We start from the raw sequence: 26,679 nt of genomic DNA on the forward strand, positions 1-26,679 counted from the left end.
TTTGTATGGACAAATCTGTTATTTTCGCGCTGCAGAAGGAGTAACCCCTTTATATTGCTTATAGAGCTTTGTGAAGTAATTGGGATTGTCACAGCCCACCTTGCCGGCGATTTCCGTTATGGTATCATTTGTCTCCAGCAGCAGGCGCTCAGCCTCATCTACCCTGCACAGGTTGACGTAATCGATGAAGGTGCGCCCAGTCAGCTTTTTGAAGGTTTTGCAAAAATGATAAGGGTTGAGATTTACGAATTTCGCCGCGAATTCAATGCTGATCTTCTCGTCATAGTGGCTGTCCAGATACTCCAGCAGCGGCTTGAAACGTTCACGGTTAACTGAATACCGATCACTCTGCTGCCTGCCCTCCACCTGCTGCGGGGGAAAGGAACGGGCCAGCAGCGTAAAAAACAGATGGAGCTGGTTCTTCACCACCAGCTGAAAAGCCGGCCCCTTGAGCTGAACCTCATGAATCACGGATTCCAGCAGGGGGTAGTAGTCAGCGCAGGCAGAAAGCTGGTCTGCCGGCTTAACCGGGAACTGGTACCTGTTCTCCAGATACGGTGCCACAAACTGCTCATGCTGGGAGTCCAGGTTCCTGTCTTTGAACAGCGAAGCATGGAACACGATGGAGACAAACTCTATGTCCCCGCCAGCGAGGCTGTAGCCGACATGCAGTCCGCCGGAAGGCACAATAATCACATCTCCTGCAGCTGCAGGATAGGGTTTGCTGTCCACATGAAAGATAGCGCTGCCTTTTTGCATAACGATAATTTCAAAATGCTCATGCCAGTGCAGAAACAGGATATTCTGCTCCGGCCGGGCATCCCTGCACCCGTTAAAGAATACGCGGAAGGGGTAGGTTTTTTCTTCAAGCTGAGGATACTCCTTAAGCTCTTTCGGATAGGACATGCCGGATTCAACTCCCACAAGATTCAGCTAGTTTAGCACAAGATAAGGAGAGATTTTGCTTGGAATGAGCCTTATACTTGGTTTATTCAGTTAACTATAAACCAATATTGGAGTGGTAGACAAGATGGAAGATACACTGAGAATCGGTACACTGGTCGGAGGCGGGGATGCAGTAAGAGTGATCCCGCAGATTGCGAAGCACGGCTTTGAATCCTACAGCCTGACCTTCTGGCAGACTACAGGCAAGACAGATCTGGCTGATACGGCGGCACGGGTGCGGGAGCTTGCTGAGGAGCATCAATTTGTAATTTCGGCGATCGGGGTGTTTGGTAATCCCTTAACCGGTGCTGGTGATAACGCGGACACACTGGCCAGCTGGGAACGGCTGATTGACCATGCCCGTTTATTCGGGACTGATATCGTAAACGGTTTCACCGGCCGGCTGACCGGCCTGTCCATAGATGAGTCGCTCCCCAAATTCGCTGAGGTGTTCGGCGAGCTGTCCAAAAGAGCAGCAGATCAAGGGGTCAGAATTGCTTTTGAAAACTGCTCTATGGACGGGAACTGGAAAACCGGCGACTGGAACATTGCGCACAACCCTACCGCCTGGGAAAAAATGTTCAATGCCGTTCCGGCTGACAATATCGGCCTGGAGTGGGAGCCGTGCCATCAGATGGTTCAGCTGATTGATCCTATTCCGCAGCTGCGCAAGTGGACGGATAAAATTTTCCATGTGCATGGCAAGGATGCGACAATTGCCTGGGACATCGTGAAGGAATATGGCATCCACGGACCTAAAGATTATGTGTGGCACCGCACTCCGGGCTTCGGGGACACCAACTGGACGGATATTATAAGCATACTGCGTCAGGCGGGCTATACAGGAACGATTGACATTGAAGGCTGGCATGACCCGGTTTACCGCGATCATCTTGAAATGACGGGACAGGTTCATGCATTGAACTATCTGAAAACATGCCGGGGCGGAAGTTTTGTGCCTAATCCGGTTTAAAAGGAGGCTGAAGCAATGACAGCACAATATCGTGTGGCTGTGGCCGGCTGCGGAGCCATGGCCAATGAGTGGATCAGCTATGCCCTAAAGCGGCCAGATACAGAAATTGTAGCTCTGGTCGATATCCGGATCGAGGCGGCTGAAGCAATGGCTGGCAAGCATGGTCTTGCAGCAGCTTCGTTCACAGATATTAAACAGGCTATTCAGGAGACAGGAGCCAATCTGGTTTTTGATGTGACTATTCCCTCCAGCCATTATCATATTGCTTCTGCAGCGCTTGAGCTGGGCTGTGATGTGTTCAGCGAGAAGCCGCTGGCAGAATCGCTGGAGCAGTGCACAGAGATTGTAGCCGTTGCCGGACGGACCGGCCGGTCCCATGCGGTCATGCAGAACCGCCGCTATGACCCGCGCATCCGCTCGCTCCGGCATCTGGCTGAAGCAGGGACGATCGGCCGGATTGGATTCGTGGGGGCAAGCTTTTTCCTGGCTCCGCATTTCGGCGGCTTCAGGGATGCAATGGACAGCCCGCTGCTGCTCGATATGGCGATCCATACCTTCGACCAGGCCAGGTTCATCAGCGGCGCCGATCCGGTTACGGTGTACTGCCAGGAGTTTAATCCTCCAGGCTCCTGGTATGCCGGCAATGCTGCGGCTGTCTGTATCTTTGAGATGTCGGACGGCTCCGTATTCTGCTATCAGGGCTCCTGGTGTGCTGAAGGGGCACCTACCTCCTGGGAGGCATCCTGGCGGGTGCAGGGTGAGCGGGGTGCTATCCTGTGGGACGGCACGGGTATGCCTTATGCCGAGGTGATCCGGGACAGCGGAAACGCGGAACCTTTTCTGCGGGAGTATGAGCGGATTGAAGCAGAAGAAGTTCCAATGGAAGAGACCTTCCATCACGGCTGCCTTCGTGAAATGTTCCAGTCTCTCAGTGAGCAGCGGCCTGCTGAAACAGACTGCCGGGATAACATTTATAGTATGGCCATGGTAATCGGTGCTCTGGAGAGTGCCAGAACCGGACGCAAGCTGGAAATCACCGACTTGTTGAACCGGGCAGGCGCGGAGCTGCAGCAGAAAGCCGGTATCTAGGCGGAAAGGATAATGACAAAGAGGCTGTCCCGTCCTGCAGAAGTGTGCAGGGAGACAGCCTCTTTTTTCATTTTGCCAACTAAAGCTAAAAACCTCTATACTGCGGCTCTTCCTTCTCCAGCTGGGTAACCCGGCCTTCAACCTGTTCAACGATCTGCTGAGTCTGTTCAGCGGCATTGGTAAACAGGGTCTTGGCTTCCTCATTCTGGGTCTCCATAGCAAACTGCTCAAGGCTGGCCTGGGCGCTTTTGAGCGAAGACAGGCAGGTTTTCACTTGCGAAGCAACGGTCATAACTTGTTTCCCTCCACATCTCTAGATTTACATTTGACTGTCAACTAGTATTAACAGCCTGGCCGCAGGCAATTCAGGTAATTTTAAGCAGCCTGTACGGATAAAAAACGTTGACGAAACATCAGAAGATGAATGGAAAGTGAGTAATTTACCCCTCTTTTGACAAATAATGAATAAGCACAAGCACGAACATAACTGGAATTTACGGGGGGATCAGCATGCCGGAATGGCTAGAGGTCATTGTACGAACTATATTTGCTGTTGTGGTCTTGTTCTTTTTGACCAAGCTGCTTGGCAAAAGACAGGTTTCACAGCTTTCTTTTTTTGAGTATATTACGGGAATTACCATAGGTAGTGTGGCAGCTTATATTTCGCTGGATACGGACAAGACATGGCATCTGGGGATAATTGCCCTGCTCGTGTGGGTGGCCTTTTCACTGGGGATCGAATATCTGCAGATTAAAAGCAAAAAGGCCCGTGATTTCATTGACTTTAAATCAAGCGTACTGATCAAGGACGGCAAGATTATGGAGGATACGCTGCGTAAAGAAAAGCTGACTACGGATGAGCTGCTGGAGGAGCTGCGCAAAAAGGATGTTTTTACGGTGGCCAATGTGGAGTTTGCGATTATGGAGTCGGACGGTGCCGTTAATGTTCTGCTTAAAAAGGAAAATCAGCCGCTGACCCCCAAGGATCTGGGGATGAAGGTGGCGCCTGAAAAGGAGACGCAGGCAGTCATCATGGACGGCAAAATATTGGATAAACCGCTGGATGATCTCAATTTGTCGCGCAGCTGGCTGAAGGGGGAGCTGGAAAAGCAGGGTCTTACGGTGGAGAATGTTTTTCTGGGGCAGGTGGATTCCTACGGGGAGCTGACGGTTGATCTTTATGCCGACAAGGTGCAGGTGCCGCAGCCCCAGGACAAGCCGCAGCTCTATGCCCTCCTCAAAAAATGCGAAGCGGATCTGGAGCTGTTCAGTCTATCCACCAGCAACCAGGAAGCGAAACAGTTGTACGGGGAAAGCTCGGACAAACTGCAGAAGCTGCTGCAGGAATTGAAGCCCTTTATTCAAAACTGACCTTGAGCATCCTGATAAAAAGCCTGTACTGTCTACCTTTTGGTTTTCAGACAGACAGCGTTATTGGATGTCTAGAGAACGAGTACTGAGAAAATCATCAGCCTGGGGGAGCCTTATGTGCCGCATCCGGTGATGGGACACTGATCGTCATAACAGAAGGATTAAATGGAGGACCGGCAGGATGCCGGTCTTTTTGCTGTACGCAGAGCGAGCCTGCGGTGTATATTTCCAGCGGGACTTGGCAAACTAAGTCAGATTCACCATTAACTCCGGAGGAGGCGGGAAGAAATGGCAGCAAGTGTACTGGACGCCATTAAAGAGCAGCTGCAAGGCTGCAGCGATGCTGTATACCAGTCAATTAATATTCACGGGCAGTCCTGTATGCTGATCTATATCCCGTCCATAGTCGATACGCTCAGCCTGCAGGAGTTCGTCGCCTCCCCGCTGAAGTCGGAGGCTAATGCAGAGCCGGACTGGCCGGGGTTTCTGAAACGTCTGGATCATGGATCAGCCTTTGCTATCCCCTACATCAAAGTCTATGAGGTAGACCGGGCGGTGGAGCTGGCTGTCAGCGGCAATGCGGTGCTGTACATCGAAGGACTGCCGTTTTTGTACTATTTTGAAATTGCCCATTATCAGAAAAGAGCGGTCTCCGAGTCACAGAATGAGCTGGTCGTTATTGGTCCCCAGGAGGCCTTCATTGAGGATGTGGCAACCAATTTGTCACTGCTGCGTCACAAGATCAAGCATGCCGATCTGAAGACCAAGCATTTTTCCATCGGGAAATATACAAAAACAGATGTTTATCTGGTCTATATAGAAGGTCTCTATAAGCCGGAAATCCTCGCTGAAATTGAAGAGGTACTGGAAAATTTGAATATGGACGGCGCCCTTGGCATCAGCTACATCGCTGAGCATGTGAAGCAGGGCAATTTTTCGCCGTTTCCGGTATTCCAGTATACAGAACGTCCCGATTCTGTCGCCGCCTCCCTGATGGAAGGGCGTGTATGCATCATGCAGGACGGTACGCCTTCCGCACTGCTGACCCCGGTGACGCTGTTATCACTGCTGCAGTCCTCAGAAGATTATTATCAGAGCTTTTACGCCGGCAGCTGGATCAGACTGGTCCGGTTCTTCTTTTCGCTGATTTCCATGGTGCTCCCGGCTTTTTATGTAGCTGTAACAACATTCCATTCCCAGATTATCCCGTCTGACCTGCTTCTGACAATCGCAGCTGCGCGCGAGAACATTCCTTTCTCGGCCCTGACGGAAGCGCTCATCATGGAGCTGACTTTCGAAGCTCTCAGGGAAGCCGGTACCCGGATACCGAAGCCCGTCGGACAGACTGTTTCCATCATTGGCGGTATCGTAATCGGCCAGGCAGCGGTTCAGGCGGGTATTGTGTCTGCGCCGATGGTCATTGTGGTCTCGATAACCGGGATCGCGTCATACATCATTCCGCATCTCGAGCTGGGGCTGACCTTCCGGCTGCTGCGGTTCGTGCTGCTGCTGCTTGGAGGTACTTTGGGGCTGCTCGGCGTTATTGTTGCCGTTTTTATTATTTACGGGCATCTGGCGCATTTAAAATCGTTCGGCACCCCATATCTGCAGCCGTTAGCTCCGCTCGTCATGGAGGACTGGAAGGATACCCTGCTGCGTGTGCCTAATCCGTTCATGACCAAGCGGAGCACTTCCTTTACCGGCAGCAAGAATGACAGGAGGCAGAGACCGAAATGAAGCTGCTCAAGCTGGGACTTGCTCTGCTGCTGCTGTTTGGCTTGACCGGCTGCTGGTCAAAGCTTGAGCTGGATCAGCTTACCTTTATATTCGGTATGTATGTTGATGCCGGAGCAGAGCCCGGAACCGTTGAACTAACCATTAGTACGCCGCTGCCCAACCGCCTCGTATCCGGCACCCAGGGAGGAACCGCCCAGGGCAAAAGCTACTCATCGGTAACCAAAACAGCACACACGATTACAGATGCCATCATTATGATTCAAAAGGACCTTTCCCGCCGTCTGGAAATTTCACATATTAAGGCGGTTGTCATCGGTAAGGAATATGCGGCTAATGGTATTCATGAACTGCTTGAGTGGTGTAAACGGCAGCCCGAAATTCCGCAGGGCGCCTACATTATGGCAGCACCGGGCAAAGCCAGCGAGGTGGCCAGATTATCTGCGATTTATGAGCAGCTTCCGGACCAGGTGCTGAGAAACTTTTCCGAGCTGAATCTGACCTATGCTACTACAATCCGTGATTGTCTGCTGGCAGAGGCTAACAATATGGGTTATGCCATGAACTATCTTTCCTTTGGCGTGAAGCCGGATGAAAAGGAGCAGGGCGAACCGGTGAGATGGGCGGGGGTACAAGGGGTGATGCTGTTCAACGGTAAGAAAATGACAGGAACCCTAAACAGTGAGGAGAGCAGGGCGCTATCCTGGGCAGCCGGAGACCTGTCAGGTCATCTGACGCTTCCCATGTACACTGTAATGTGGAACGAGCAGGAAAGTAAAGGAAAGGCCAGCGCTCTTTTCTACAATGATAAAGTATCCAGAAAAGTGCGGATTACTGCAGACGGACCGGTTTTCTACATCAGATTAAAGGGGAAAGCCAGCATCACTCTTTTTGACGACAATACTACTGACGAGGCAATGGATCACAACAGTCTGATCAAGTCCAAGCTTGAGGAGAAGGTCGTTTCTGAGGTGAAAAAAGCAATAGAGCATACCCAGGAGGCAGGAGCAGATGTTCTTCAGCTTGGAATGCTGCTCGAATGGAACCATCCCAAGGAATGGATGAAGCTAAGAGAACGCTGGAGCGATTATTATGCTGACAGGGCAGCGATCGTCGTGACGACTGATATAAGCATTGTAGATTATGGGGCAAGCAAATAAAGGATCAGGCAAAGGAGGACCTATGCGTACAACGAACTGGCAGATGTTCCGTTTCAGTCTGGTCTATTTCAACTCACAGACCTCCATTTTTCTGATTCCGATTATAGTTTCAGGCTCGGCATATCAGGGCTGGACGTCGATATTGATAGGGAGCGCATTATCGATCATCCTGCTGCTTTTTATGATCAAGGTCGGGAAGCTGAAACCGGGCCAGTCCTGGGTGCAGTTCGGAGAGCAGTATATGGGCAAATGGGTACACGGTGTTCTAGTGTTTTTACTGTTATGCTGGTGTGTATACTATGCCTCTTATGACATTGGAAATTTCGTGCTGTTCTTCGGTTCGAACTATATGCGGGGTACTCCGCCGCTCATTATCCAGCTCGTAATCGGCATGGTTATTGCGTATACGGCTGCTAAGGGATTAGCTACAATTATCTATATGGCGGACGGCGTTTTCCTGCTGCTGATCGTCACCACTTGCTTTTCGCTGTATCTTTTTCTGCCTAATGCCAATTTTCAGATGCTCCCGGCTTTTATCCACTACTTTGACCTTGGTAATACTATAAAGGGATCGTTTGGCGTCAGCTCATGGTTTGCGGAGTGGGTTGTGTTCCTGTTTGTTGCGCCTGAGTTAAAAATTAACAATAACATGCTTAAAAAAATTCTGTTTGCCGAGCTGGTATTGACTGTACTTGTGCTGTCCGGGTGGACGCTCACCATGCTGAATTTCGGTCCGCATCTGGGAAGGGATCTGCAGTATCCTTACCTTGATATGGTGCGCAGCTCGTCTCATGACGATATTCTGGGAAATCTGGACCCGATTCTGATCGGGATCTGGTCAGCGTCAATGTTCATTCATAGCTCCTTTATGATCTATGCGGCAAGCAAGTGCGCCATGTACTTAACGAAGCAGAAGGGGAAAAAGGTGGTGGTCCCGTTCCTCGTCATGTGTTCCGTACTTATTGCCTACCTCTATTCCCGCAGTATAACCAGGTACTACAAGGATTTCAGCTCATACACTGCGGTATGCGTTTGGCTGGTTGTAGAGTGTATTCCCGTCTATTATTGTATGGCCGCCTTCCTGAAATCCAAGTTAAATAAGCCTGCCAGCTGAACGCTGCGACTTATTTATTATAAATTGGATGCGCTTTCTGGTATGATTAAGCTTTAGTACATACCTTAAAGACGATAGGATGGTGGAATGCTTCATGAACATTCAAGAGGCCGGTGAGCTGATCGGCGCAATCCGTAACAATCTCTCAAAGGTTATCGTAGGAAAAGAGGCCGGGGTTGACCTGCTGCTAACAGCGCTGCTGGCCAACGGCCATGTGCTGCTGGAGGACGTTCCCGGCACCGGGAAAACCCTGCTGGCCAAGACACTGGCCCGCTCTCTGGACTGTCCGTTCAAACGCATCCAGTTTACCCCTGATTTATTGCCTTCAGATCTGAGCGGCATCAATTACTACAATCAGAAGACCGGGGATTTCGAATTCCGGCCGGGTCCGGTATTTGCCAGCATTCTGCTGGCGGATGAAATCAACCGCGCGACTCCGCGGACCCAGTCCAGCCTGCTGGAATGTATGGAGGAGCGCCAGATTACCATCGACGGTGTGACCCATGGGCTGGAAGCGCCGTTCCTGGTTATTGCTACGCAGAATCCGGTCGACAGCCAGGGAACCTTTCCGCTGCCTGAGGCGCAGCTGGACCGGTTCCTGCTGCGGATAACGAGCGGCTATCCTGCTTTTGAGGAGGGCGTGCGGATTCTGCAGCGGTTCCGGCTGAACAATCCGCTGGAGGACACGGCCGCTGTTGCCGATGCGAAGCAGATTCAGGAGGCCCAGCGGCTGGCAGCGGCAGTGAATATAAGCGATGATCTGCTGGCTTACCTGATGCAGATTGTGGAAGCAACCCGCAAGGCGCCGGCGGTCAAGCTTGGCGCCAGTCCGCGCGCAGGCTTCGCGCTGCTGCGCGCTTCTCAGGGCTATGCCTTGATTCAAGGCAGGGATTATGTGATCCCTGATGATATTAAGGCAGTGGCGGGGCCGGTACTTGCACACCGGCTGGTCATTCAGCGCGGCCCGGGGTCGCGGGAGGGACAGGCTGCGGAAACGGTGCAGCAAATCCTGCGCGAAGTGGAGGTTCCGGCCGAACCGGTTCCGGCGGGCAGAGGCGGAAGGGGAGCGTAGCGTATGTCCCTTCCCTGGTTTATTATCAGCACGCTTCTGCTGCTGGTGCTTGTGTCTGTAATCTACCAGCGCAATGCGCTCAAAAACCTCAGCTATACCCGTTATTTCTCTGTGTCCGCCGTCTATCAGGGCGAGCAGATAGAGATGGTAGAGGAGATTGTCAACCGCAAGCTGCTGCCGCTGCCCTGGCTGCGCCTGGAGTCCAGCATTGCCAACGGACTTGAATTCGGCAGCCAGGATAATCTTGGTGTCAGCAGCGGTGATATCTATCAGAATCATATCAGCCTGTTTTACCTGCGGTCCTACCGGCACATCAAACGCCGGCATCAGATCCGCTGCGCCCGGCGCGGCTTGTTCCGGCTGGAATCGGCAACGATGACGACCGGCGATTTGTTCGGGATGAGCCGCAGAAGCAAAACGTTCCCGCTGCAGCTGGAGCTGCTGGTGTATCCGCAGATGATGGATGTGTACGAGCTGCCGCTGCCTGTCCACAGCTGGCTCGGCGAGCTGCCGGTCAAACGCTGGATTGTGGAGGACCCGTTCCTGACGGCAGGCACCAGGGAATACAGGCCGGGTGACTCGCTCGGCGGCATGAACTGGAAGGCAACAGCCCGTACTGGCGTGATGCAGGTGCATCAAAAGGATCATACTGCCGATGCCAGGCTGATTATCTGCCTGAATGTGGAGGTCAGCGACGCGATGTGGCGTAATATTACAGAGCCGGAACGGATTGAGCTGGGGATCCGGTACGCTGCGACTGTAGCGGAGTATGCAGCCGGACACGGCCTTGAAATCGGGCTGATGTCCAACGGAAGACTGGACGGCGAGTCCGAGTCTGTGAATGCCGGACCGACGGGCAGCCTGCTGGAGATGCTCGGCCTGCTGGCCCGCCTGCAGCTGGACCGGACCATCCCCATGTCACGGCTGCTGGAGCTTGAAGCCGAGAGCAGCCCGGCTGACAATGACTATCTGATTATCAGCTGCCACCGCGGGGCTGAATTAATGTTTGCGGCAGAGGAGCTGAAGCAGCTCGGCAATGGTGTAGCCTGGCTGGATATCCCGGGAGAGGGGAGGGACAGCGCATGAGCAGCGGGTACAGGGAAACGTTGACGGCTTCCTTAAGGCTGTGGCTGGACTGTCTGATTGAAGGATTGCTGTTTCTTCCGTTATGGGTGTTCCTTGAAGTATATCTGCAGCCAGAGCAGGCTTTGTTTCCGTGGTATTTCATTCTGCCTCTGGTATCTCTGGCAGGAATCCTGCTGCGGCATGTCTTTAAGCGCAGGTGGCTGCAGATTCTGGCATCACTGCCGCTTGGACTTACCGCGGGGTTCATTTTAGGGGGAATGGAGCCTAATATCATTCCCTTGATGGCTGTCAGTGCCCTGTTTGCCTATCTGGGAATGAGTGCGGCTGGCCGGGAGCAGGGGTTGAAGACTTATGCCATCGGTCTGTTCGTCTATTTCGCGGCGGTTATTATATATGCACGGGTGCCCGAGCTTCAGCATAGTCTGACTCTGCTGAGCTGGTGCGGCGGCCTATGCCTTGTGCTTGCGCTGCTGAATACCAATATCAGCTTTATGCGCTATAACTCCTTCGCAGCCGGGACTGAACGGCTGCCGCTCGGGATGCGGCGGCATAACCGGATGTATGTACTGTTGTTCATTCTGGCAGCAGTATTGCTGGCTTCCGGCGCAGCCAAGGCCATTGCAACGCTGGTGTTGGGTGCATTCTATATGCTCTTTGGCCTGCTCTCCAGGCTGTTATCCAAATCTGAGGAAGCGCCGTTAGGGCGGCAGGGCATGCCTGCATCCCAGGAATTTCTGCAAACCGAGATTAAAGAGCCGGGTCTGCTGTCTGCAATTCTTGATATACTCTTCTATAGCCTTGCCGCGGTTGTCGTGCTTGCCGTACTCTATTTCGGCCTTCGCTGGCTGTACAGAAACAGCAGCGGCATTTTCCGCCGGGTGGTCGATGCGCTGCTGGCCATCCTGCGGCGGGAGAGTGCACAGGAGCAGACCGGATTTAAAGATGAAGAAGCAAGCGTTTTTGCCTGGGATAGAACCGTGCAGAACCTGAGAGAGTATTGGCGCAGCCGGCTGAAGCCCGGCGGGCGGAACGACCGCTGGGAAGCCATGGACGGCAGCCGCGAGCGTGTGCGCTGGCTCTACCGCCACTGGCTGAATGCCAGAGCAGCCGAAGGATACAAGCTCAAAAGCCACCTGACCCCGCAGGAGACCGGAGCCGATGTGGCAGAATGGTCCGGGGACAGGAAGCAGGGCCGCAAAGGAGAGCGCATAGGAAGTGAGGCTTCCGCAGCTGAATTGCTGCAGTTGTACAATGAAGCCCGGTACGGGCAGACGACAGCTTCCGCTAAAGAGCCTGAACAGCTGGATCAGCTCAAAAAACAGCTGAAGCTCTAACAGCCCCGGAGCAGCATGAAGTGCTTCCGGGGCTGAGGATGGTGATTGAGCTTTTAAAAGTCTGTGCTTATCAGAACAGCAGTCTTAGCAGCATCAGAGCCAGAACACCGGTCAGGACGGTACCCAGCAGGCTGCGGGTTTTGATGGCTACCCAGAAAGCAGGCAGGGCTGCGATCAGCTCCACATTGGTGGTCAGGGCGGCAAATTGCCCGCCATCGATGAACAGTTCCTGTGCGACAAGTGCGGCCATGACGGCAATTGGCATATAATTGAGCCAGCGCATTCCCCATTCGGGGATGCTAATCCGGCTTAGCAGCATCAGCGGCAGCACGCGGGGAATGAACGTAACCAGTGCCGCCCCGAGAATAATCAGGAATATATCGGGTCTCACTTCCATTTTTCCAGCACAGCTCCTATCGTTGAGGCTATAACCGCAGCGGCAATGACGCCGATACTGGGAGACCAGAGAATGGACAGGCCAACCGCGATGACCATGGCAATCAGTCCGACTGTTATATCCAGCGCATACCGGCTTCTGCTGATCAGGGTTAGCACCAGTAGTCCGATGAACATAGCCGGAAGGGCAAAGTCGAGGCCCCATTCCTCCGGACTCGAAATCCATTGCCCGAGTACCGCACCGGCAAGATTGGCGATGATCCAGTTCAGGTAGGCGGTAATGTTGAGCCCATGCATCCACTTCTCGCTGATGGCCTTCTTGCGTGCGCTTCGCTGGATCGCTACGCCGAAGGTCTCATCCGTCAGCAGGGTGCCGATCAGCAGGTTGCGCAGCGGTGTCAGGTGGCGGAAGTACGGTGAAAGGGCTGCACTTAGCAGCAGATGCCGGAGGTTAACCAGCAGAATCGTAATAATGATGCTGGTCGCCGTACTGCCGGCTGCAATCATTCCGGCGGCAATAAACTGGGCGGATCCGGCATACAAAATAATGGAAATCAGAGCGATTTCAGCCAGAGAGAGGCCGGCGGTTTTCTCGACAACACCGGCGGCAAAGCCGATGCTCAGGTAACCGAGTAAAGTTGGAATACAATCCTTGACTCCCTGCAGGAAGCCTTCTTCCTGGTCTGGTGCTGCAGGGAGCCCCGCCTGTACGGATTCGGATTTCATGAGTGCGGCCTCCTTTCAGCCTGTCTTTAATTAACGCAACGCAGGAAAAACACATTATCTTAATATCGTATAATTTCCGCCGGTTGGCAAGGGAAATCTTTCGATGCTGTGCAGCGGAAGTGTAAAAAAAGGTCCCGTCCGCATGGTTTCATGCGGCGGGACCTTTTGAATTAGCTCATCTCTTTTAGATAATGAAGTCCCCCAGTCCATGTGTGTTTTGGAGAAAACACCGGCTGAGGGGCTTCTTATTTTCCTGCAAGAGGGGCGCACCCCCGGACATTCGTTTATTGCAGCACCAGCACGCCGAATCCGTCCATAATAAACTTACCGACCAGCGTTTGACCGGTCAGCAGGTCTGTACGCGGTTCTTTAAGCAGAATCTCCACAGGCAGCTCGTTGTAGTTGAGCAGGAAGGTCAGACTGGAAGACTCGCTGCTGCGCACCTGCAGCTCCACTTCAGCCGGCAGCTCCAGCCATTCGGCGGCGGGGGAGACCAGCTCCAGACTGTCAATGATTCGCAGTGCTGCTTCTTCATTGAATACAGCCCCGTAATACCATACCTCACCGCGGCCGCGTTTGTTACGTGTAACTGCAGGCTTACCGGCATAATAATCGCTGGCGTAGCTGCCCATTACCTCTACCGTGTCCGCTTCCACGTGCAGAATATCATTAAAGGCGTCCGCTCCGGTCAGCTCTTCACTGCCGCTTCCCCATTTGATCGTTGTCGGGAGACGTCTGCCTTTGACCATCGTGAATTCCTCAACAGTAATGCCGCATAGCTCCTTGGCTGCGCCGGGGAATGCACGCATATAGCATTGGCCCCGTGAATCCTTATAGCCAGTCCGGCAGCCGAAGATCAGCTTGCCGCCCTGCTGCACGTATTCGTCAAGCACGGCTGCAGTCTCATCAGTCATGATGGCCGGATGCGGATAAACCAGCACAGCATAACGGGATAGCTCTTCGGCCGTTGTTTTGCTGCGCATGTACACTACATCTGTTGGAATGTGTTTATGCTGCAGTGCCTTGAACCACTCTTTGTTGCTCTGCCACATGAACGGCCCGTGCCAGATATCATATTCGCCGTCCCACTCGTTATCGTAGTCGCGCACGATAGCGATTGACGCCTGGCCCTTCGTTCCGATAATGGTCCCGCCGGCAGCGGCCAGCTCTTTGCCGATGTCTGCCGCTTCGCGGACTCTGCGGTTCGGCAGATTGTGATAGTCATTGAGGCCGTGCCAGTAAATTTCATTGCCCATCGTGGCTGTGCGCCAGCGGAAGTAGAGCACCATATCGGCGCCGTGGGCAATCGACTGGTAAGTCCAGAGCCGCATCTGCCCGGGTTTAGGAGATGGCATATCCATCCGGTTGACCCAGCCTCCCGGGCCGGACTGCTGCTCCATAATGCAAAAGTTAGGGCTGATCGAGCGCACTACCGACAAGGATAAGCTCCAGCTGCGGTCAGCCAGCGGATTCTGCTCATTCGGATCATAATAAATGCTGGAGAACTGCGGATAAGAATCATAACTGAAGAAGTCCAGCAGTTCATCCTGCAGCTCATGGCTGTCGAGATGGCCAAACAAGCCGTTGGTTGTTACCCATTGCTCCGGAGCTTTGTCGCGGAGGATATCAGCCTGTATTTTGGCAAAGGAGATGGCATTGTCCGAAATAAAGCGCTTCTCATCCAGTGCCTGATGCGGATTGGGCTGACCGGGAACCGGCGTAGGACGCGGCAGGAAAACCTGTGACCAGCTGGTATAGCTCTGGTTCCAGAAAACAGTGCCCCAGGCTTCATTCAGCTTCTCCAGCGTAACGTATTTCTGCTTCAGCCATTCACGGAATGCGTTGTGATCGCTTTCAGAGTAGAACACGCTGATTTCACAGTTTAATTCATTGTCAATCTGCCAGCCGGCAACGCCGGGGTGATTGCTGTAACGATCGGCCATTTGGGTTACGATCCGGGCACACAGCTCACGGTATTTGGGACTGCTGTAATTATAATGACGGCGCATGCCGTGCTGCAGGGTTACGCCTTCTTGAGTTACGTTAAGGACTTCCGGATATTTTTCAGTGAGCCAGGCTGGCGGAGTAGCGGTCGGCGTTCCGAGCACCACCTTAAGTCCATGGCTGTGGGCCAAGTCAATCGCTCTGTCGAACAAACCGAACTCAAAGCGGCCTTCCTCCGGTTCAAAAATCGACCACGCAAACTCGGCCATTCTTACAATGGTAAAGCCTGTCTCCACCATGCGGCGGTAATCGTCATTCCACATTTCTTCCGGCCAATGCTCCGGATAATAACAGACGCCAAGCTCAAATTTCTGGTCAGCAGCAGGTTTCTTCATGTTAACCTCCAAGTGTAAAAAGATGCTTTAAAAAAGATATAAATCTATTGTAATAGCAGCAGCAAGGTATCTTATATAACATAATCTTGCTATTATATGATTATATTGCGTGCTGAATATACAGGCGGGGAAAAGGAGAATGGCAATGATGAAACAACGGGTGCTTCCAGCTCCGGCTTACGCGCATTATGTCTGCTATCCGGAATTTATCGGACATTACAGCGGGTTTCCACAGCATGCGGAACGCAGGAGTGAGGGGATGCTGAACAGCTATAATCTGCATCTGGTGTTTGACGGCTCCGGGTATGTGTTTCAGGATGGGGTAAGGATTCCGATGGGCAAAGGCAGCGGCTTTCTTTACTCCCGGGGAGCATACCAGCAGTACGGTTCAGATCCTGTGAAGCCGTGGGAGGTACGCTGGGTCCACTTCAGCACTACGCTTTCCCTGCCTTTATTGGAGGAGGCCGACCAGTCCCGGGGCTATTTTTTCACCTTTGACCTTAATGCCGGGCTTGAACAATTATTTGAGGAGATGTACCGCCTAAGTGCAGCCTATGAAACACGGAGCGAGCCCAGACTGTCTGCCGTGCTATATGAGATTCTTGTCACTCTGCTGCAGAACTCCGAACCGCTGCACGGATCGGTTCCGCTGGAAATCCGCCACTCCATCCGCCGGACAGCCGATATTATACATAATGAATGCGAACGGCCATGGACGCTCGAAAGCATGTCACGGCTGTCAGGGTACAGCAGCTATCATTTTCTGCGGCTGTTCCGCTCTACGATGGGGAAGACGCCGAACCGGTATTTGAACGAATGCCGTTTGGCGAGGGCGAAGCTGCTGCTGGTCTCGACAGAATTCCCGGTTGAGCAAATCGCTCTGCACAGCGGATTTCAGCAGTCCAGCTATTTTATTAAAGTATTCAAAAGTGCAGAAGGCCTGCCACCCAGCCAATACCGGCGTTCCTTCCGTTCCTAGGCATGTTAAACTGGAAGAGAAATGTTAACAAGCCCTTTTCCTGAAATAGCACTTACCGCGCTGGTTTTGGCATGTTTATGCGGAAAAGGTTACAACGAGACAGGAAGAGTTACAAATTGGATACAAATCCCTGTGTGATAGCAACTATAATAACTCTAGCAAATATTTCTGGGAGGAAATCAATGAGACAGTTCAAAAAAAGATCGGTTGCCCTGCTCGCAGGCGCCTTGACCATTGCCCAGCTTGCAGGGGGCATTTCGGTACCTGCAGCCGAGGCTGCCGGCACGAAGGTATCTGCCGCCGCAGCAGTCAAGATCAGCCAGGTAACAATGGCGGCAGGGGTTACTGCAGCACTTGAAGACGTAAATATATGGAGCCAGTCCGGCGGTAACCTATTAGCTTACACTTTGAAGATTACCAATAACAGTAGCTCAACTGTGAATCTGCAGCGTTACTTTTCACGTGTCGTCACACCCGGCGGTTCAATTATTCCCGGCAATCCTGTAACCGCAGACGCGACTAAGAAGAAGATAGCTGCCAAGAACAGCATGAGCATTACATACTATGTCAATATCGGACAAACCAAATCCCTGTCAGGCATGAAGATTTCCATGTACGTATGGGACACCAAAAGTAAAGGGTACCTGAAGCATACCGGCTCCTTTGCAATTCCGGCTGCTTATTCTACAACAGTTGAGCTTGGCAAAAGCCTGAGCACAAAGATGAATGACATTCCGGTCGCCGCCAGTGCAGACTCACTGCAGTTATATAAGTACGGCGGAAAGGTATATGCCAAGGTAGGCATTAACATTACGAACAAGGGCAGCAAGGTGCTTGGTGACCCGGGTTACTCGGCTTATCTGGTTACAGCAAGCGGAACCTCCTTTGAGCTTGCCCTGAGCAGCTCCCAGACCGGCTATAAGATCCAGCCGCAGGAAAAAAGAACCATTTTTTATCTGACCGAAATCCCTGCGTATCTTAATACCACCAATATGAAGCTGCAGTTTACGCAAAAGGATGAGACGCTCAAGCTGGAGCTGCCCGGATCTTCTTACAAGCTGCCGGCGGCTAGCACCCCGAATCTGGTAGTTGCAAGCGGTGCCGTCAAAAAAATGGTCGTGAACAGCAACACGGTCGATACGAAGCTTACCGGAGCCGCTGTTTATGCAGAGGATGATAAGGCAATCTGGTCGTTCCAGCTGCAGCTCAAAAATACCGGCAACAAGGCGGTCACTCTGCCAGCCTATGAATTATCCGTCAAATCGGCCAAAGGGACGGCCTTCCCGGTAAATGCCAAAGGGCTGAGCGGACTTACCCTGAAGCCTCTGGAGACCAAGGTGGTTCCGCTGACAGCAGAAATCCCGCTGCAGGTGGAGCAATCCTCGCTGCAGCTGCAGATGATCGAGGCGGTTACAACCTCTGCCGGTACGGATACCGGAGGTACGGGAGCCGGTGAGGCTGCTGGCGAAACGTCGGCAAAGCTTGTTTTCCCGGTGGCTTATTTTACAATTCCGTATACCCTCCGGGCCGATGTGCGCAGCGGTCAGGAATACGGGACTACGAACCAGTACGGAACGTTCTCTTACAGTTTACAGTCCCTGCAGCGATACCCTTGGAAGGATGATGATATTGTTCTGGCCAAGGTTAGAATTACCAATAACCAGTCGGTAAATCTCAACATTCCTGACCTTAAGGGCGCCCTTAAGCTGGATACCGACAATCTGGCCGCAACAACCGATCTGCTGATGGATAAGGAATCGTCGGTGCTTGCTCCGGGCCAGTATGCCGACATTTCGCTGCTGACTAAAATCCCTTATACAGATGAGTTCGACAATGTGCGCGTTAACCTGTCCGTCAAATCGGAAACCGAGAGTATTCCGTTCCTGGACTTCAGCACAACCAGCTTCATAAGTGCAGTCAGCCAGCTTAAACGCGGTGACAGCTATACCATTGTCGGCAAAGGCAAAAATGCTGCCGTTCAGGAAAATAAGACGACTGTTTATGAAGGCAGCAATTTTAATATCCTGTATACCGAGGTTGTAATGAGCAGCGCAGAGAAACGGCAGAGCAAGATGGCCCGGCTGCTGGCGTATTTCAAAACAGCGGACGGACAATTTTACGAGGCGAAAGTGAACCAGTCAGATAACCTGGCGACACCTGGCGGCAAGCAGCTGATTACGCTTTGGGCGAAGCTGCCAAAAACCGTTGCCACATCAGACGTATCAGCTTATCTCGGATCAGGCGTGACTGGCAGCAAGCTCACTGAGAGCGGCGAGCAGCCGACCGGGTTCATCAATGTGGCGTCTCTTCCGCTTACTCCGCAAGCGGTAATTCCGGCAGCCAATCTGCAAAAAGTCGTCCTTTATCCGTATACCTTAAATGTGCTCAGCTCAGACGGAAGCCATGTGGAGGCCAGCGATACGGTCAATCTGAACATCACCTATAACCTGACGCGGGAAAACAGCTATGATGCCGGAGAGTCTGAGCATAAGCTGGTGCTGCGGATCACCGATCCGTTCGGTCAATCCCAGGATAAGGTGCTGGCAATCGGCACGGAGTTGACGGAAGGAAGCAACCATACCTATTCTCTGTCCTTTACCAAAAATCTCTATAGACAGATCACCGGGGGCTCCTACAAGCTGACTGTTTTTGATGAATTCCAGGGTGAGCGGCAGGAGCTGGGCAGCCAGGTCTTCACCATGCGGTTTGAGCCGCTGCCAAAGCCTGCAGATGAAGAGAAAGAGAAAGTGACAGAGAAATAAGGATCTATTCCAAGTCCACTAAAGGAGCAGCTTCCATGTTGCGAGTTGAAAATATCAAGCATTCGTTCAAAACCGGCAATGACTGGACCACGGTTCTGCACGACATCAGTTTTAAAGTGAACAAAGGTGAGATGGTCGCGCTGCTTGGCAGCTCCGGCTCGGGCAAATCCACCATGCTGAACCTGATGGCCGGACTGATGAAGCCGACCGAAGGGCATATTTACATTGCCGATCACGATATCGTACAGATGGGCGAGAACAAGCTGGCTGAATTCCGGCGCAAGCATATCGGCTTTATTTTTCAAGCCTACGAGCTGATTACAAGCCTTACGGTACGTGAAAATGTGGAGCTTCCGCTCGTATTTCAATCCGTGTCACCCTCGGTGCGCAAGCAAAAAGCGCTGGCACTGCTTGAGCAGGTCGGCATCCCCGACAAAGCGGATTTATTCCCGTCACAGCTGTCGGGCGGCCAGCAGCAGCGGGTCAGTATCGCCCGCTCGCTGATCACCGAGCCCTCCGTTATTTTCGCGGATGAGCCTACTGGGAATCTCGATACCCGGACAGAGGAGGAGATTATTTCCATTCTGCTCAAGCTGAACCAGTCGCTGAAGACTACCTTTATTGTTGTTACACATGAACTGGAGGTTGCAGAGCAGATGCAGCGCACCTTCTCCCTGCGGGACGGGTACCTGATCAACAATCATCCGGCTGAAGCAGATGCGGAATCTGCAGAAGGAGGTACGGGATGAAGATCAGGGATATTTCACGGATGGCCTGGGATCAGGTCAAACGGCGCAAGGTGGTTACCGGCCTCTGTATGACAGGCATCTCCATCGGCTGTGCAGCTATCATCGTAGCGCTCAGCATCGGCCAGTCTGCGCAGACCTATGTGACAGACGAGGTGAACCGCAATTTTAAAATGGATGAAATCACTGTCACTCCAGGCGGTGGCATTCCATCCCAGGGCGGCGGCGGAGGCGCTGCGCAGAGCAATGAAAACCTGGACCCCGGTAAGCTGACCGCCCAGAAGCTGGAGATTATAAAGAGCCTGAACCATGTTGTGGCCGCCTCTCCTTTTGAAGAAGCCGGCTATATGCAGATGCTGACGGTGGATAATAAAATCGCTGATGTACAGGTTAAAGCTACAGACCTGCGCTCGCTTAAGGAGTTCGGCTTCAAGTTCAAACAGGGCGGCGTTACCGATCTTCCCGGCATGGTTGTGCTCAATTACGGGGCGACTCTCGGCCTGATTGACAATGAAACCCGGCAGAAGCTGTACGACCAGATGGGAGCAGACCCGTTCAATTCGGACCTGATGGAACAGTATAACAGGATGTCTGTGCTTCCTTCAGAGATGTACAGGCAGCAGGTGCAGCTTCAGGCTACCGATTACTCAAGCGGTGAGGGGACAACCAAGCTCAGTTCAGCCCTTCAGATAGGAGGCATACTCGCTACTGCCGAAGGGACCGATGATATGCGGGCCTCTTACGAAAAAATCATGTACGTTTCATTAGAAACAGCTGCCCAGCTTACACAGCAGTTGTCCTTCGGCAATAATAACGGCATGACTCCGAATGTAGAAGAAAATAGCTACAAAACGGTTACGGTAAAGGTGGACAGCACAGATAACATCAAATCGGTGGAAGCGATGATCCAGAAGCTGAATCTGAACGCCATGGACAATCTGTATCAGCAGGAGATGCTTAAAGAGCAGTTCGATATGATCAAAATGGCTGCACTGGGAATCGGGGTATTCATTCTGGTTATTGCCTCAATCTCCATCATTGTAGCCATGACAATGTCGACACACCAGCGCAGACGGCAGATCGGCATCATGAAGGTGCTCGGCGCCAATATGGGGCAAATCCGCAACATGTTCATCACGGAAGCAGCTCTGCTGGGCTTGCTGGGAGGACTGCTTGGCGTTATTTTCTCCTATCTGATTATCATGGGGCTTAACAAGCTGGTTGGTACAGCAGGTGACAGCCTGAACTTCTTTATCCCGTTAACGACCATACCGGTCGGACTGGCCTTTGCGATCATGACGGGGGTGCTGTCAGGGATCTATCCGGCGATTAGTGCCTCAAGAACCGACGCGCTTACAGCAATTAAACGGGATTAGCCGTTAGCTCAAGCTATAGTTAATGTATTTCAAGTTGAAAGGAAGCCCGAGGATGAAAAGGATAATCAAGCGGAGCCTGAAATGGATTATTATCGCAGTAATCATTATAGGCGCAGGGTATATGCTATACGGCAAACTGTTTAAGGGCGAGGAAGCGGAAGTGGTGATGGAGCCGCCGCAGGTGATTAGCTTTCCTGTAACCCAGGAAACAGTGACCAGCTCAGTTCAGGTCAAGGGGAAATCCCAATATCAGGAGGAAACCCTTGTCTATGCACCGTTCGCATCGAAAGTAACCGGCTGGAAGGTCGAGAACGGAGGGCAGGTCAAGAAGGGGGATGTGCTGTTCACCCTCGATCAATCTACGCTCAAGAATGAAATTTCTCAGACGGAAGCGGCGATCCGCAAGGCTGAGCTGGAGAAGGAGCTAAACACTTTTGTCAGCCAGCAGGAGGATGAGAACGCGGCTCCAATCGGTACGGAAGCAGAACGTTTGAAGGCACTGGCTGCTGAAGAGGCTGCCCGGCTGAATGATGAACTGAACCAGGTCAATGCACAAATTCAGCAGCAGGAGCTGAAGGACAAGAAGGCAAAGCTGAATACTGCGGTATATCATGCACCGGCTACGGGGATTTTCCTGTACGACAGCAGCACTGAACGGCCGCAGACTGTGACAGACAACCAGTACATCGGTAAAATCGTCGACCTGAACAAGCTGGAGTTCATTGCTTCTGTCGGAGAGCAGGACATCTTCAAGATCAAGCAGGGGATGAAAGTAAACGTCAAGATGACGGCAATAAAGGATCTGGTGCTGAGCGGAGAAGTGACTGAGGTTTCTAAATTCGCGACCAATACGACCGGACAAAATTCAGCCAGTGCTGTTCCTCAATTTGATGTGGTGATTTCGCTGCAGCCTGAAGAGCATCTCATCGGAGGGTTAAGCCTGAGCGGGGACATCGAAACCCTGCGCCGGGAGAATGCGGTTGTGGTTTCAAGCATGGCCGTCATTCATGAAGGTGAACAGACCTTTGTTATGCTCGATAAAGGCGACGGGGTATATGAACGCCAGGAGATCAAGATCGGGCTGGAAACCTCGGATAAAACGGAGGTTCTAAGCGGCTTGAAGGCCGGAGATACAGTAGTATTGCAATAAATATAAATATCAGTAAAAAGGAGTTCCGGCTGATGAGGCCGGAGCTCCTTTTGCTGTTGAAATTTATTTGCCCCCATCAGCGTGCACGTTTATTTTTCCAGAGTCTTGCGCCAAGCCTTGATATCACTGTTCAGCTCAGTCAGGTCGGGAACAGAAACCGGCTTGTCGGTAAGCTTATACTTTTCTTTGAGTGCCAGAATACGGTACACACTTTCGTCAATCCGTGATTCGGCAATTACGCCGCTGCGGACATTGTCCAGCAGAGCTGCCCGCACCTTCTGCTCATTGGAATATTCATGGGCAATCAGCAGGATATCGCTGCCGGCAAGAACGGTATCCACCGCTGCTGCAGGCAGTGTATAGTGATCGGTAATGGCGCCCATTGTCAGGTCATCGGTAATGACCACCCCGCTGAAGCCCATTTGCTTCCGCAGCAGGCCGCCGATAATCTCGGCAGAAAGGGAGGCCGGCTTGTCCGGATCAAGCTTAGGATAAAGAATATGGGCTACCATTACGGCATCCGCACCGTCCTTAACCGCTGCCTGGAAGGGCAGCCATTCCAGCTTTGCGAGCTGGGCAGCGCTTTTATTCACGACAGGCAGCTCAAGATGAGAGTCAACGGAAGTGTCGCCGTGGCCGGGAAAATGCTTGACTACCGGAATAACGCCCTCTGCCATGATTCCTTTCATCTCGGCAAGGCCAAGCCGGGTTACAAGCTCAGCGTTATTGCCGAAAGAGCGGTCACCGATGACGGGATTATCAGGATTGCTGTTGATGTCCAGCACAGGTGCAAAGTTCATGTTAAAGCCGGCTGACAGCACCTGCCCGGCCAGCAGCCTGCCCATCAAGCTGGCGCTTTCCTGATCATTCGCTGCGCCCACCTTGCTGTTTGCCGGAATAGCCGCATATTCTTCAGGCATCCGGCTTACCTTGCCGCCTTCCTGGTCGACGCTCATGAACAGCGGGATGGCATTTCCACTGTTGCTCTGTTTAAGTGCGTTGATCAGGGAAACCATGCTTTTGAGGCTGCTTATATTGTCCTTATAGAGAATGATTCCGCCAATTTCGTCCTCCGCAATCATCCGTTTGGCTTCACTGTCCAGCGTCGTACCGTCGATGCCGGCCAGCAGCATCTGCCCGATTTTTTGCTCCAGTGTCATCCCGGCAACCTTCGTGAGGAGGGGGTCGCTGCTCTCTGAATCGCCGGAGGGTGTTACTGCCGGGGTTTCAGCAGCTTTGGCAGTTTGTTGCGGCGCACTGGTTGTTACGGGTATTGAAGGTGAAGCAGTTGCCGCAAGTGAAGGAGCGGGTGCCGTGTTTTCCATAGCATTGTTTCCGGAGCTGCATCCGGATATTAATACAAATAGGGTTACAGCCGTTATTGCCGTATGCTTTCGTGACGGATTATTCATTTCAGATATCTTTCCTTTCGTTTGCAGATTGTCATCAAGGGATGATAAAATGTATGGGATTAAGCAGTACATAGGCTTAAAGAGCAATCCATTTTACAAGGATGAGGTGACGTGTTCATGAAGGAAGATTTGATGAAGACACTTAATGAACAGATGAACTTTGAGTTTTATTCCGCTCATGTTTATCTGGCAATGGCAGCTTACTGTTCCGGCGAGAGCCTGGACGGCTTCGCTAATTTTTTCCTGGTACAAGCCGAGGAGGAACGGTTTCATGCAATGAAGATTTACAAGTTCCTGAATGACCGTGATTACCGTGCTACGCTGGCTGCACTGCCGGAACCTAACAACAATTATACCTCCATGCTGGATGCATTTGAGCATGCCTATGCCCATGAGCAGCAGAACACCAGAAAATTCTATCACCTGGCTGACCTGGCGCTGGATGCGCGTGAGCATGCGACAATCTATTTCCTGAAATGGTTCATTGATGAGCAGGTCGAGGAAGAGGCGCTGTTCAGCAATATTATCGCCAAGCTCAAACGGATTGAGACGGACAGCAATGCTTTTTACATGCTGGATGCGGAATTCGCCGCCCGTTCCTTCACGCCGCCTGCGGAATAAACCGTATAACCGGATATTAATTGCAAAATACAAGACAGACACAGGATGTATCCTTTTACAGGGTACGTCCTGTTTTTTTGCATAAATAATAGACTCATTTACACGGGAAAAGTTACACCTGCGGCGGATTCAGTTCCGTTTCTGTTCTGCATAATCCTTAAAAGTTGAACTAATGCAAACAATGTTGCATGCGGCAACAGACTTCTAGCTGCCCAACTCTATTTAGGAAGGTTAACTATTACGCCGGCCGGCAACACTGTTTCTCTAGACCCACCCGGTTATGAGCGTGTAGTATGGAACAATACTATTTTTTTGGAGGTTCTTTTGTTTTGGAAAACTACAGCGACATCAAACAAAGTGAAAAAGGGGCCTGGCTCAGTCTGCTGGCATACATAGTGTTATCTGCTGTCAAACTGCTGGTCGGCAACTTCTCGGGCTCTCAGGCACTGCTTGCCGACGGGCTGAACAACAGTACCGATATTATTGCATCCATTGCCATTCTCATCGGTCTGAAAATATCGAGAAGACCCCCGGATTCCAATCACAGCTACGGGCATTTCAGAGCAGAGACGGTTGCTGCACTGATTGCTTCTTTTATCATGATTGCTGTAGGGTTTCAAGTTCTGTACCAGGGTGTGAACAAGTTTATTCAGCCGGCGCTGGAGACACCTGATCTGATTGCCGCCTGGACGGCTGCCGGGTGTGCGGTAGTCATGCTAGTTGTATATTTATATAACATCCGCCTGGCCCGCAGGCTTAATAGTAATGCTATGCAGGCAGTAGCTCAGGATAACCGTTCGGATGCCCTGGTCAGTATGGGCGCTTTTATCGGGATTATCGGTTCACAGTTTGGTCTGCCCTGGCTCGACCCGGTAACTGCGGTTATCGTTGGCCTGCTGATCTGCAAAACAGCCTGGGATATCTTCAGTAAAGCTACCCATGACCTGACGGACGGCTTCGATGCCGGACAGCTGGAGCTGATGAAGCAGACGGTTGCCGGGATCGCCGGCGTGGAATCCATAAAAGATATTAAAGCGAGAGTGCACGGCAACAATGTGCTGGTTGATACAACCGTTCTTGTGAATTCCGGCCTGAATGTTGTACAGAGCCATGATATTACAGAGGAAATCGAAGATCGGCTGAAAGGCCTGCACCGGGTTTCCTATGTGCTGGTGCATATTGAACCCTTGTGAATAGCAGAGCAGTTTGAGCAGAAAGCCTGAGCCATCAGGCTTTTTTTGTTTGCTTCATAGATATATCCATACTTATCCAATTAAGGCTTGACTTAGCTGCATCTCGTATGTGTATAATATCTTTGTGATATTAACAATCCAATAATAAGTGTGTATTCACTATAAAATAATATAAGGAGCGTTATATGAACAAGCAACCAATAACTGATGCCCGGGGGTTAACAGAAGAGCAGTTTCTGAAGAGCTATAATGCCGGGGCGTATGAGCGCCCGTCCGTTACCGTAGATATGCTGATTTTTACCGTAATGGAGCAGGAGCAGAACAATTACCGCAAGCTGTCCGAGAAATCGCTTCAGCTTCTGCTGATCAAGCGCGGCCAGCACCCCTATCTGGGACAATGGGCATTGCCGGGAGGCTTCGTTTCCGTTAATGAAAGCATTGAAGACGCTGCCAGACGGGAGCTGTATACAGAGACGAATATTGACAACATTTATATGGAGCAGCTCTACACCTGGGGGGATGTGGAGCGTGATCCGCGCATGCGAGTAATCAGCTGCTCCTATATGGCACTGGTTGACCGGACAACGCTGAATGTGCAGGCGGGTGATGATGCGGCTGATGCTGCCTGGTTCGAGGTCTCACACCGGCTGATTGAAACGAAACGTACTGAGCAGGAGCAGGGATATGTGCAGGAGAAGATCATCCGCATCAGGCTGCAAAATGAACAGACAACACTTACAGGTACAGTCAAGCATACGGAGACCGTGCAAGGGCATGTCCGCAGAACACACAGTCAGATTGTTGAGAGCGACGGTCTCGCTTTTGATCATCTGCTGATGGTGCAATATGCAATCGAAAGACTGCGCGGCAAGGTGGAGTATACGGATATTATTTTTAATCTGATGCCGCCGTTGTTTACACTATCCGAGCTGCAGCGGGTCTACGAGATTATCCTCGGCAAGGAGCTGCTGGCGGCAGCCTTCCGCAGGAAGATCGCCGACCGTGTGACGGAGACGGATGAATATACAAAAGACGCCGGACACCGGCCTTCCAGGCTGTACCGGTACAACATCAACAAAGAATAAAGAGATCGGGGCTGAG

The 26,679-nt window shown here is 52.0% G+C and carries 23 protein-coding genes; 17 read left to right on the forward strand and 6 right to left on the reverse strand.

Annotated elements, in window-relative coordinates:
* Nucleotides 1–18: 18 nt before the first annotated feature.
* Nucleotides 19–906: an AraC family transcriptional regulator gene (locus NST84_RS13655; protein WP_342566084.1), complete on the reverse strand. Its 888-nt coding sequence runs from the start codon at nt 904–906 to the stop codon at nt 19–21.
* A 124-nt stretch (nt 907–1,030) separates the two neighbouring features.
* Between NST84_RS13655 and NST84_RS13660 the strand changes: the two genes are divergently transcribed.
* Together NST84_RS13660 and NST84_RS13665 are read left to right on the forward strand one after the other, a co-directional pair.
* A complete protein-coding gene (locus NST84_RS13660; RefSeq protein ID WP_342566085.1) occupies nt 1,031–1,918 on the forward strand; it encodes a sugar phosphate isomerase/epimerase in 888 nt (295 codons plus the stop codon).
* 15 nt (nt 1,919–1,933) lie between these two features.
* The gene (locus NST84_RS13665; protein WP_342566086.1) at nt 1,934–3,007 is read left to right on the forward strand and encodes a Gfo/Idh/MocA family oxidoreductase; all 1,074 of its coding nucleotides are present in this window, start codon (nt 1,934–1,936) and stop codon (nt 3,005–3,007) included.
* Nucleotides 3,008–3,092: 85 nt separating this feature from the next.
* Here NST84_RS13665 and NST84_RS13670 read toward each other — a convergent pair whose 3' ends face one another.
* The gene (locus NST84_RS13670; RefSeq protein WP_342566087.1) at nt 3,093–3,299 is read right to left on the reverse strand and encodes a DUF1657 domain-containing protein; all 207 of its coding nucleotides are present in this window, start codon (nt 3,297–3,299) and stop codon (nt 3,093–3,095) included.
* A 218-nt stretch (nt 3,300–3,517) separates the two neighbouring features.
* On the opposite strand from NST84_RS13670, the gene NST84_RS13675 reads away from it, so the two are divergent.
* The 7 genes from NST84_RS13675 (at nt 3,518) to NST84_RS13705 (ending at nt 11,878) form a co-directional block, all read left to right on the forward strand.
* Entirely contained in the window at nt 3,518–4,378 is an 861-nt protein-coding gene (locus NST84_RS13675) for a DUF421 domain-containing protein (protein ID WP_342566088.1), read from the forward strand.
* A 288-nt stretch (nt 4,379–4,666) separates the two neighbouring features.
* Nucleotides 4,667–6,115: a spore germination protein gene (locus NST84_RS13680; RefSeq protein WP_342566089.1), complete on the forward strand. Its 1,449-nt coding sequence runs from the start codon at nt 4,667–4,669 to the stop codon at nt 6,113–6,115.
* Nucleotides 6,112–7,272: a Ger(x)C family spore germination protein gene (locus NST84_RS13685; RefSeq protein WP_342566090.1), complete on the forward strand. Its 1,161-nt coding sequence runs from the start codon at nt 6,112–6,114 to the stop codon at nt 7,270–7,272. Before NST84_RS13680 ends, NST84_RS13685 begins: the two co-directional genes overlap by 4 nt.
* 22 nt (nt 7,273–7,294) lie before the next feature.
* Nucleotides 7,295–8,386 (forward strand): GerAB/ArcD/ProY family transporter, encoded by a 1,092-nt coding sequence (locus tag NST84_RS13690; protein ID WP_342566091.1) that lies wholly within the window; start codon nt 7,295–7,297, stop codon nt 8,384–8,386.
* A 94-nt stretch (nt 8,387–8,480) separates the two neighbouring features.
* On the forward strand, nt 8,481–9,458 hold the full coding sequence (locus tag NST84_RS13695; RefSeq protein ID WP_342566092.1) for a MoxR family ATPase: 978 nt from the start codon (nt 8,481–8,483) through the stop codon (nt 9,456–9,458).
* Nucleotides 9,459–9,461: 3 nt separating this feature from the next.
* On the forward strand, nt 9,462–10,544 hold the full coding sequence (locus NST84_RS13700; protein ID WP_342566093.1) for a DUF58 domain-containing protein: 1,083 nt from the start codon (nt 9,462–9,464) through the stop codon (nt 10,542–10,544).
* Complete coding sequence (locus NST84_RS13705; protein ID WP_342566094.1) at nt 10,541–11,878, forward strand: hypothetical protein; 1,338 nt, start codon at nt 10,541–10,543, stop codon at nt 11,876–11,878. Before NST84_RS13700 ends, NST84_RS13705 begins: the two co-directional genes overlap by 4 nt.
* Nucleotides 11,879–11,948: 70 nt before the next feature.
* On the opposite strand, the gene NST84_RS13710 is transcribed toward NST84_RS13705, so the two are convergent.
* The 3 genes from NST84_RS13710 to NST84_RS13720 all read right to left on the reverse strand — a co-directional run bounded on the left by NST84_RS13710 (nt 11,949) and on the right by NST84_RS13720 (nt 15,339).
* The gene (locus NST84_RS13710) at nt 11,949–12,275 is read right to left on the reverse strand and encodes an AzlD domain-containing protein (RefSeq protein ID WP_342566095.1); all 327 of its coding nucleotides are present in this window, start codon (nt 12,273–12,275) and stop codon (nt 11,949–11,951) included.
* A complete protein-coding gene (locus NST84_RS13715; protein ID WP_342566096.1) occupies nt 12,266–13,000 on the reverse strand; it encodes an AzlC family ABC transporter permease in 735 nt (244 codons plus the stop codon). The genes NST84_RS13710 and NST84_RS13715 overlap by 10 nt, the downstream gene beginning before the upstream one ends.
* A gap of 284 nt (nt 13,001–13,284) precedes the next feature.
* Nucleotides 13,285–15,339: a beta-galactosidase gene (locus NST84_RS13720; protein WP_342566097.1), complete on the reverse strand. Its 2,055-nt coding sequence runs from the start codon at nt 15,337–15,339 to the stop codon at nt 13,285–13,287.
* Between the two features lie 145 nt (nt 15,340–15,484).
* Between NST84_RS13720 and NST84_RS13725 the strand changes: the two genes are divergently transcribed.
* The 5 genes from NST84_RS13725 (at nt 15,485) to NST84_RS13745 (ending at nt 22,352) form a co-directional block, all read left to right on the forward strand.
* Nucleotides 15,485–16,318: an AraC family transcriptional regulator gene (locus tag NST84_RS13725; protein WP_342566098.1), complete on the forward strand. Its 834-nt coding sequence runs from the start codon at nt 15,485–15,487 to the stop codon at nt 16,316–16,318.
* A 182-nt stretch (nt 16,319–16,500) separates the two neighbouring features.
* Nucleotides 16,501–19,080, forward strand: coding sequence for a hypothetical protein (locus NST84_RS13730; RefSeq protein WP_342566099.1), 2,580 nt, complete (start codon nt 16,501–16,503; stop codon nt 19,078–19,080).
* 35 nt (nt 19,081–19,115) lie between these two features.
* Nucleotides 19,116–19,829, forward strand: coding sequence for an ABC transporter ATP-binding protein (locus NST84_RS13735; protein ID WP_342566100.1), 714 nt, complete (start codon nt 19,116–19,118; stop codon nt 19,827–19,829).
* Entirely contained in the window at nt 19,826–21,202 is a 1,377-nt protein-coding gene (locus NST84_RS13740; RefSeq protein WP_342566101.1) for an FtsX-like permease family protein, read from the forward strand. Before NST84_RS13735 ends, NST84_RS13740 begins: the two co-directional genes overlap by 4 nt.
* A gap of 52 nt (nt 21,203–21,254) precedes the next feature.
* Nucleotides 21,255–22,352 carry an efflux RND transporter periplasmic adaptor subunit gene (locus NST84_RS13745; RefSeq protein WP_342566102.1) on the forward strand — a complete coding sequence of 366 codons (1,098 nt, stop codon included), beginning with the start codon at nt 21,255–21,257 and terminating at the stop codon, nt 22,350–22,352.
* Between the two features lie 89 nt (nt 22,353–22,441).
* On the opposite strand, the gene nagZ is transcribed toward NST84_RS13745, so the two are convergent.
* On the reverse strand, nt 22,442–23,677 hold the full coding sequence (nagZ, locus tag NST84_RS13750; RefSeq protein WP_342566103.1) for a beta-N-acetylhexosaminidase: 1,236 nt from the start codon (nt 23,675–23,677) through the stop codon (nt 22,442–22,444).
* 204 nt (nt 23,678–23,881) lie between these two features.
* Here nagZ and NST84_RS13755 point away from each other — a divergent pair, with 204 nt between their 5' ends.
* From NST84_RS13755 to NST84_RS13765, 3 genes are all read left to right on the forward strand, one after another.
* Nucleotides 23,882–24,385, forward strand: coding sequence for a ferritin (locus NST84_RS13755; protein WP_342566104.1), 504 nt, complete (start codon nt 23,882–23,884; stop codon nt 24,383–24,385).
* 329 nt (nt 24,386–24,714) lie between these two features.
* A complete protein-coding gene (locus tag NST84_RS13760; protein WP_342566105.1) occupies nt 24,715–25,578 on the forward strand; it encodes a cation diffusion facilitator family transporter in 864 nt (287 codons plus the stop codon).
* 185 nt (nt 25,579–25,763) lie between these two features.
* A complete protein-coding gene (locus tag NST84_RS13765; RefSeq protein WP_342566106.1) occupies nt 25,764–26,663 on the forward strand; it encodes an NUDIX domain-containing protein in 900 nt (299 codons plus the stop codon).
* The last annotated feature ends 16 nt before the right edge of the window (nt 26,664–26,679 follow it).

The organism is Paenibacillus sp. FSL R7-0345 (assembly GCF_038595055.1).
In the GTDB taxonomy this organism is placed as follows: domain Bacteria; phylum Bacillota; class Bacilli; order Paenibacillales; family Paenibacillaceae; genus Paenibacillus_AQ.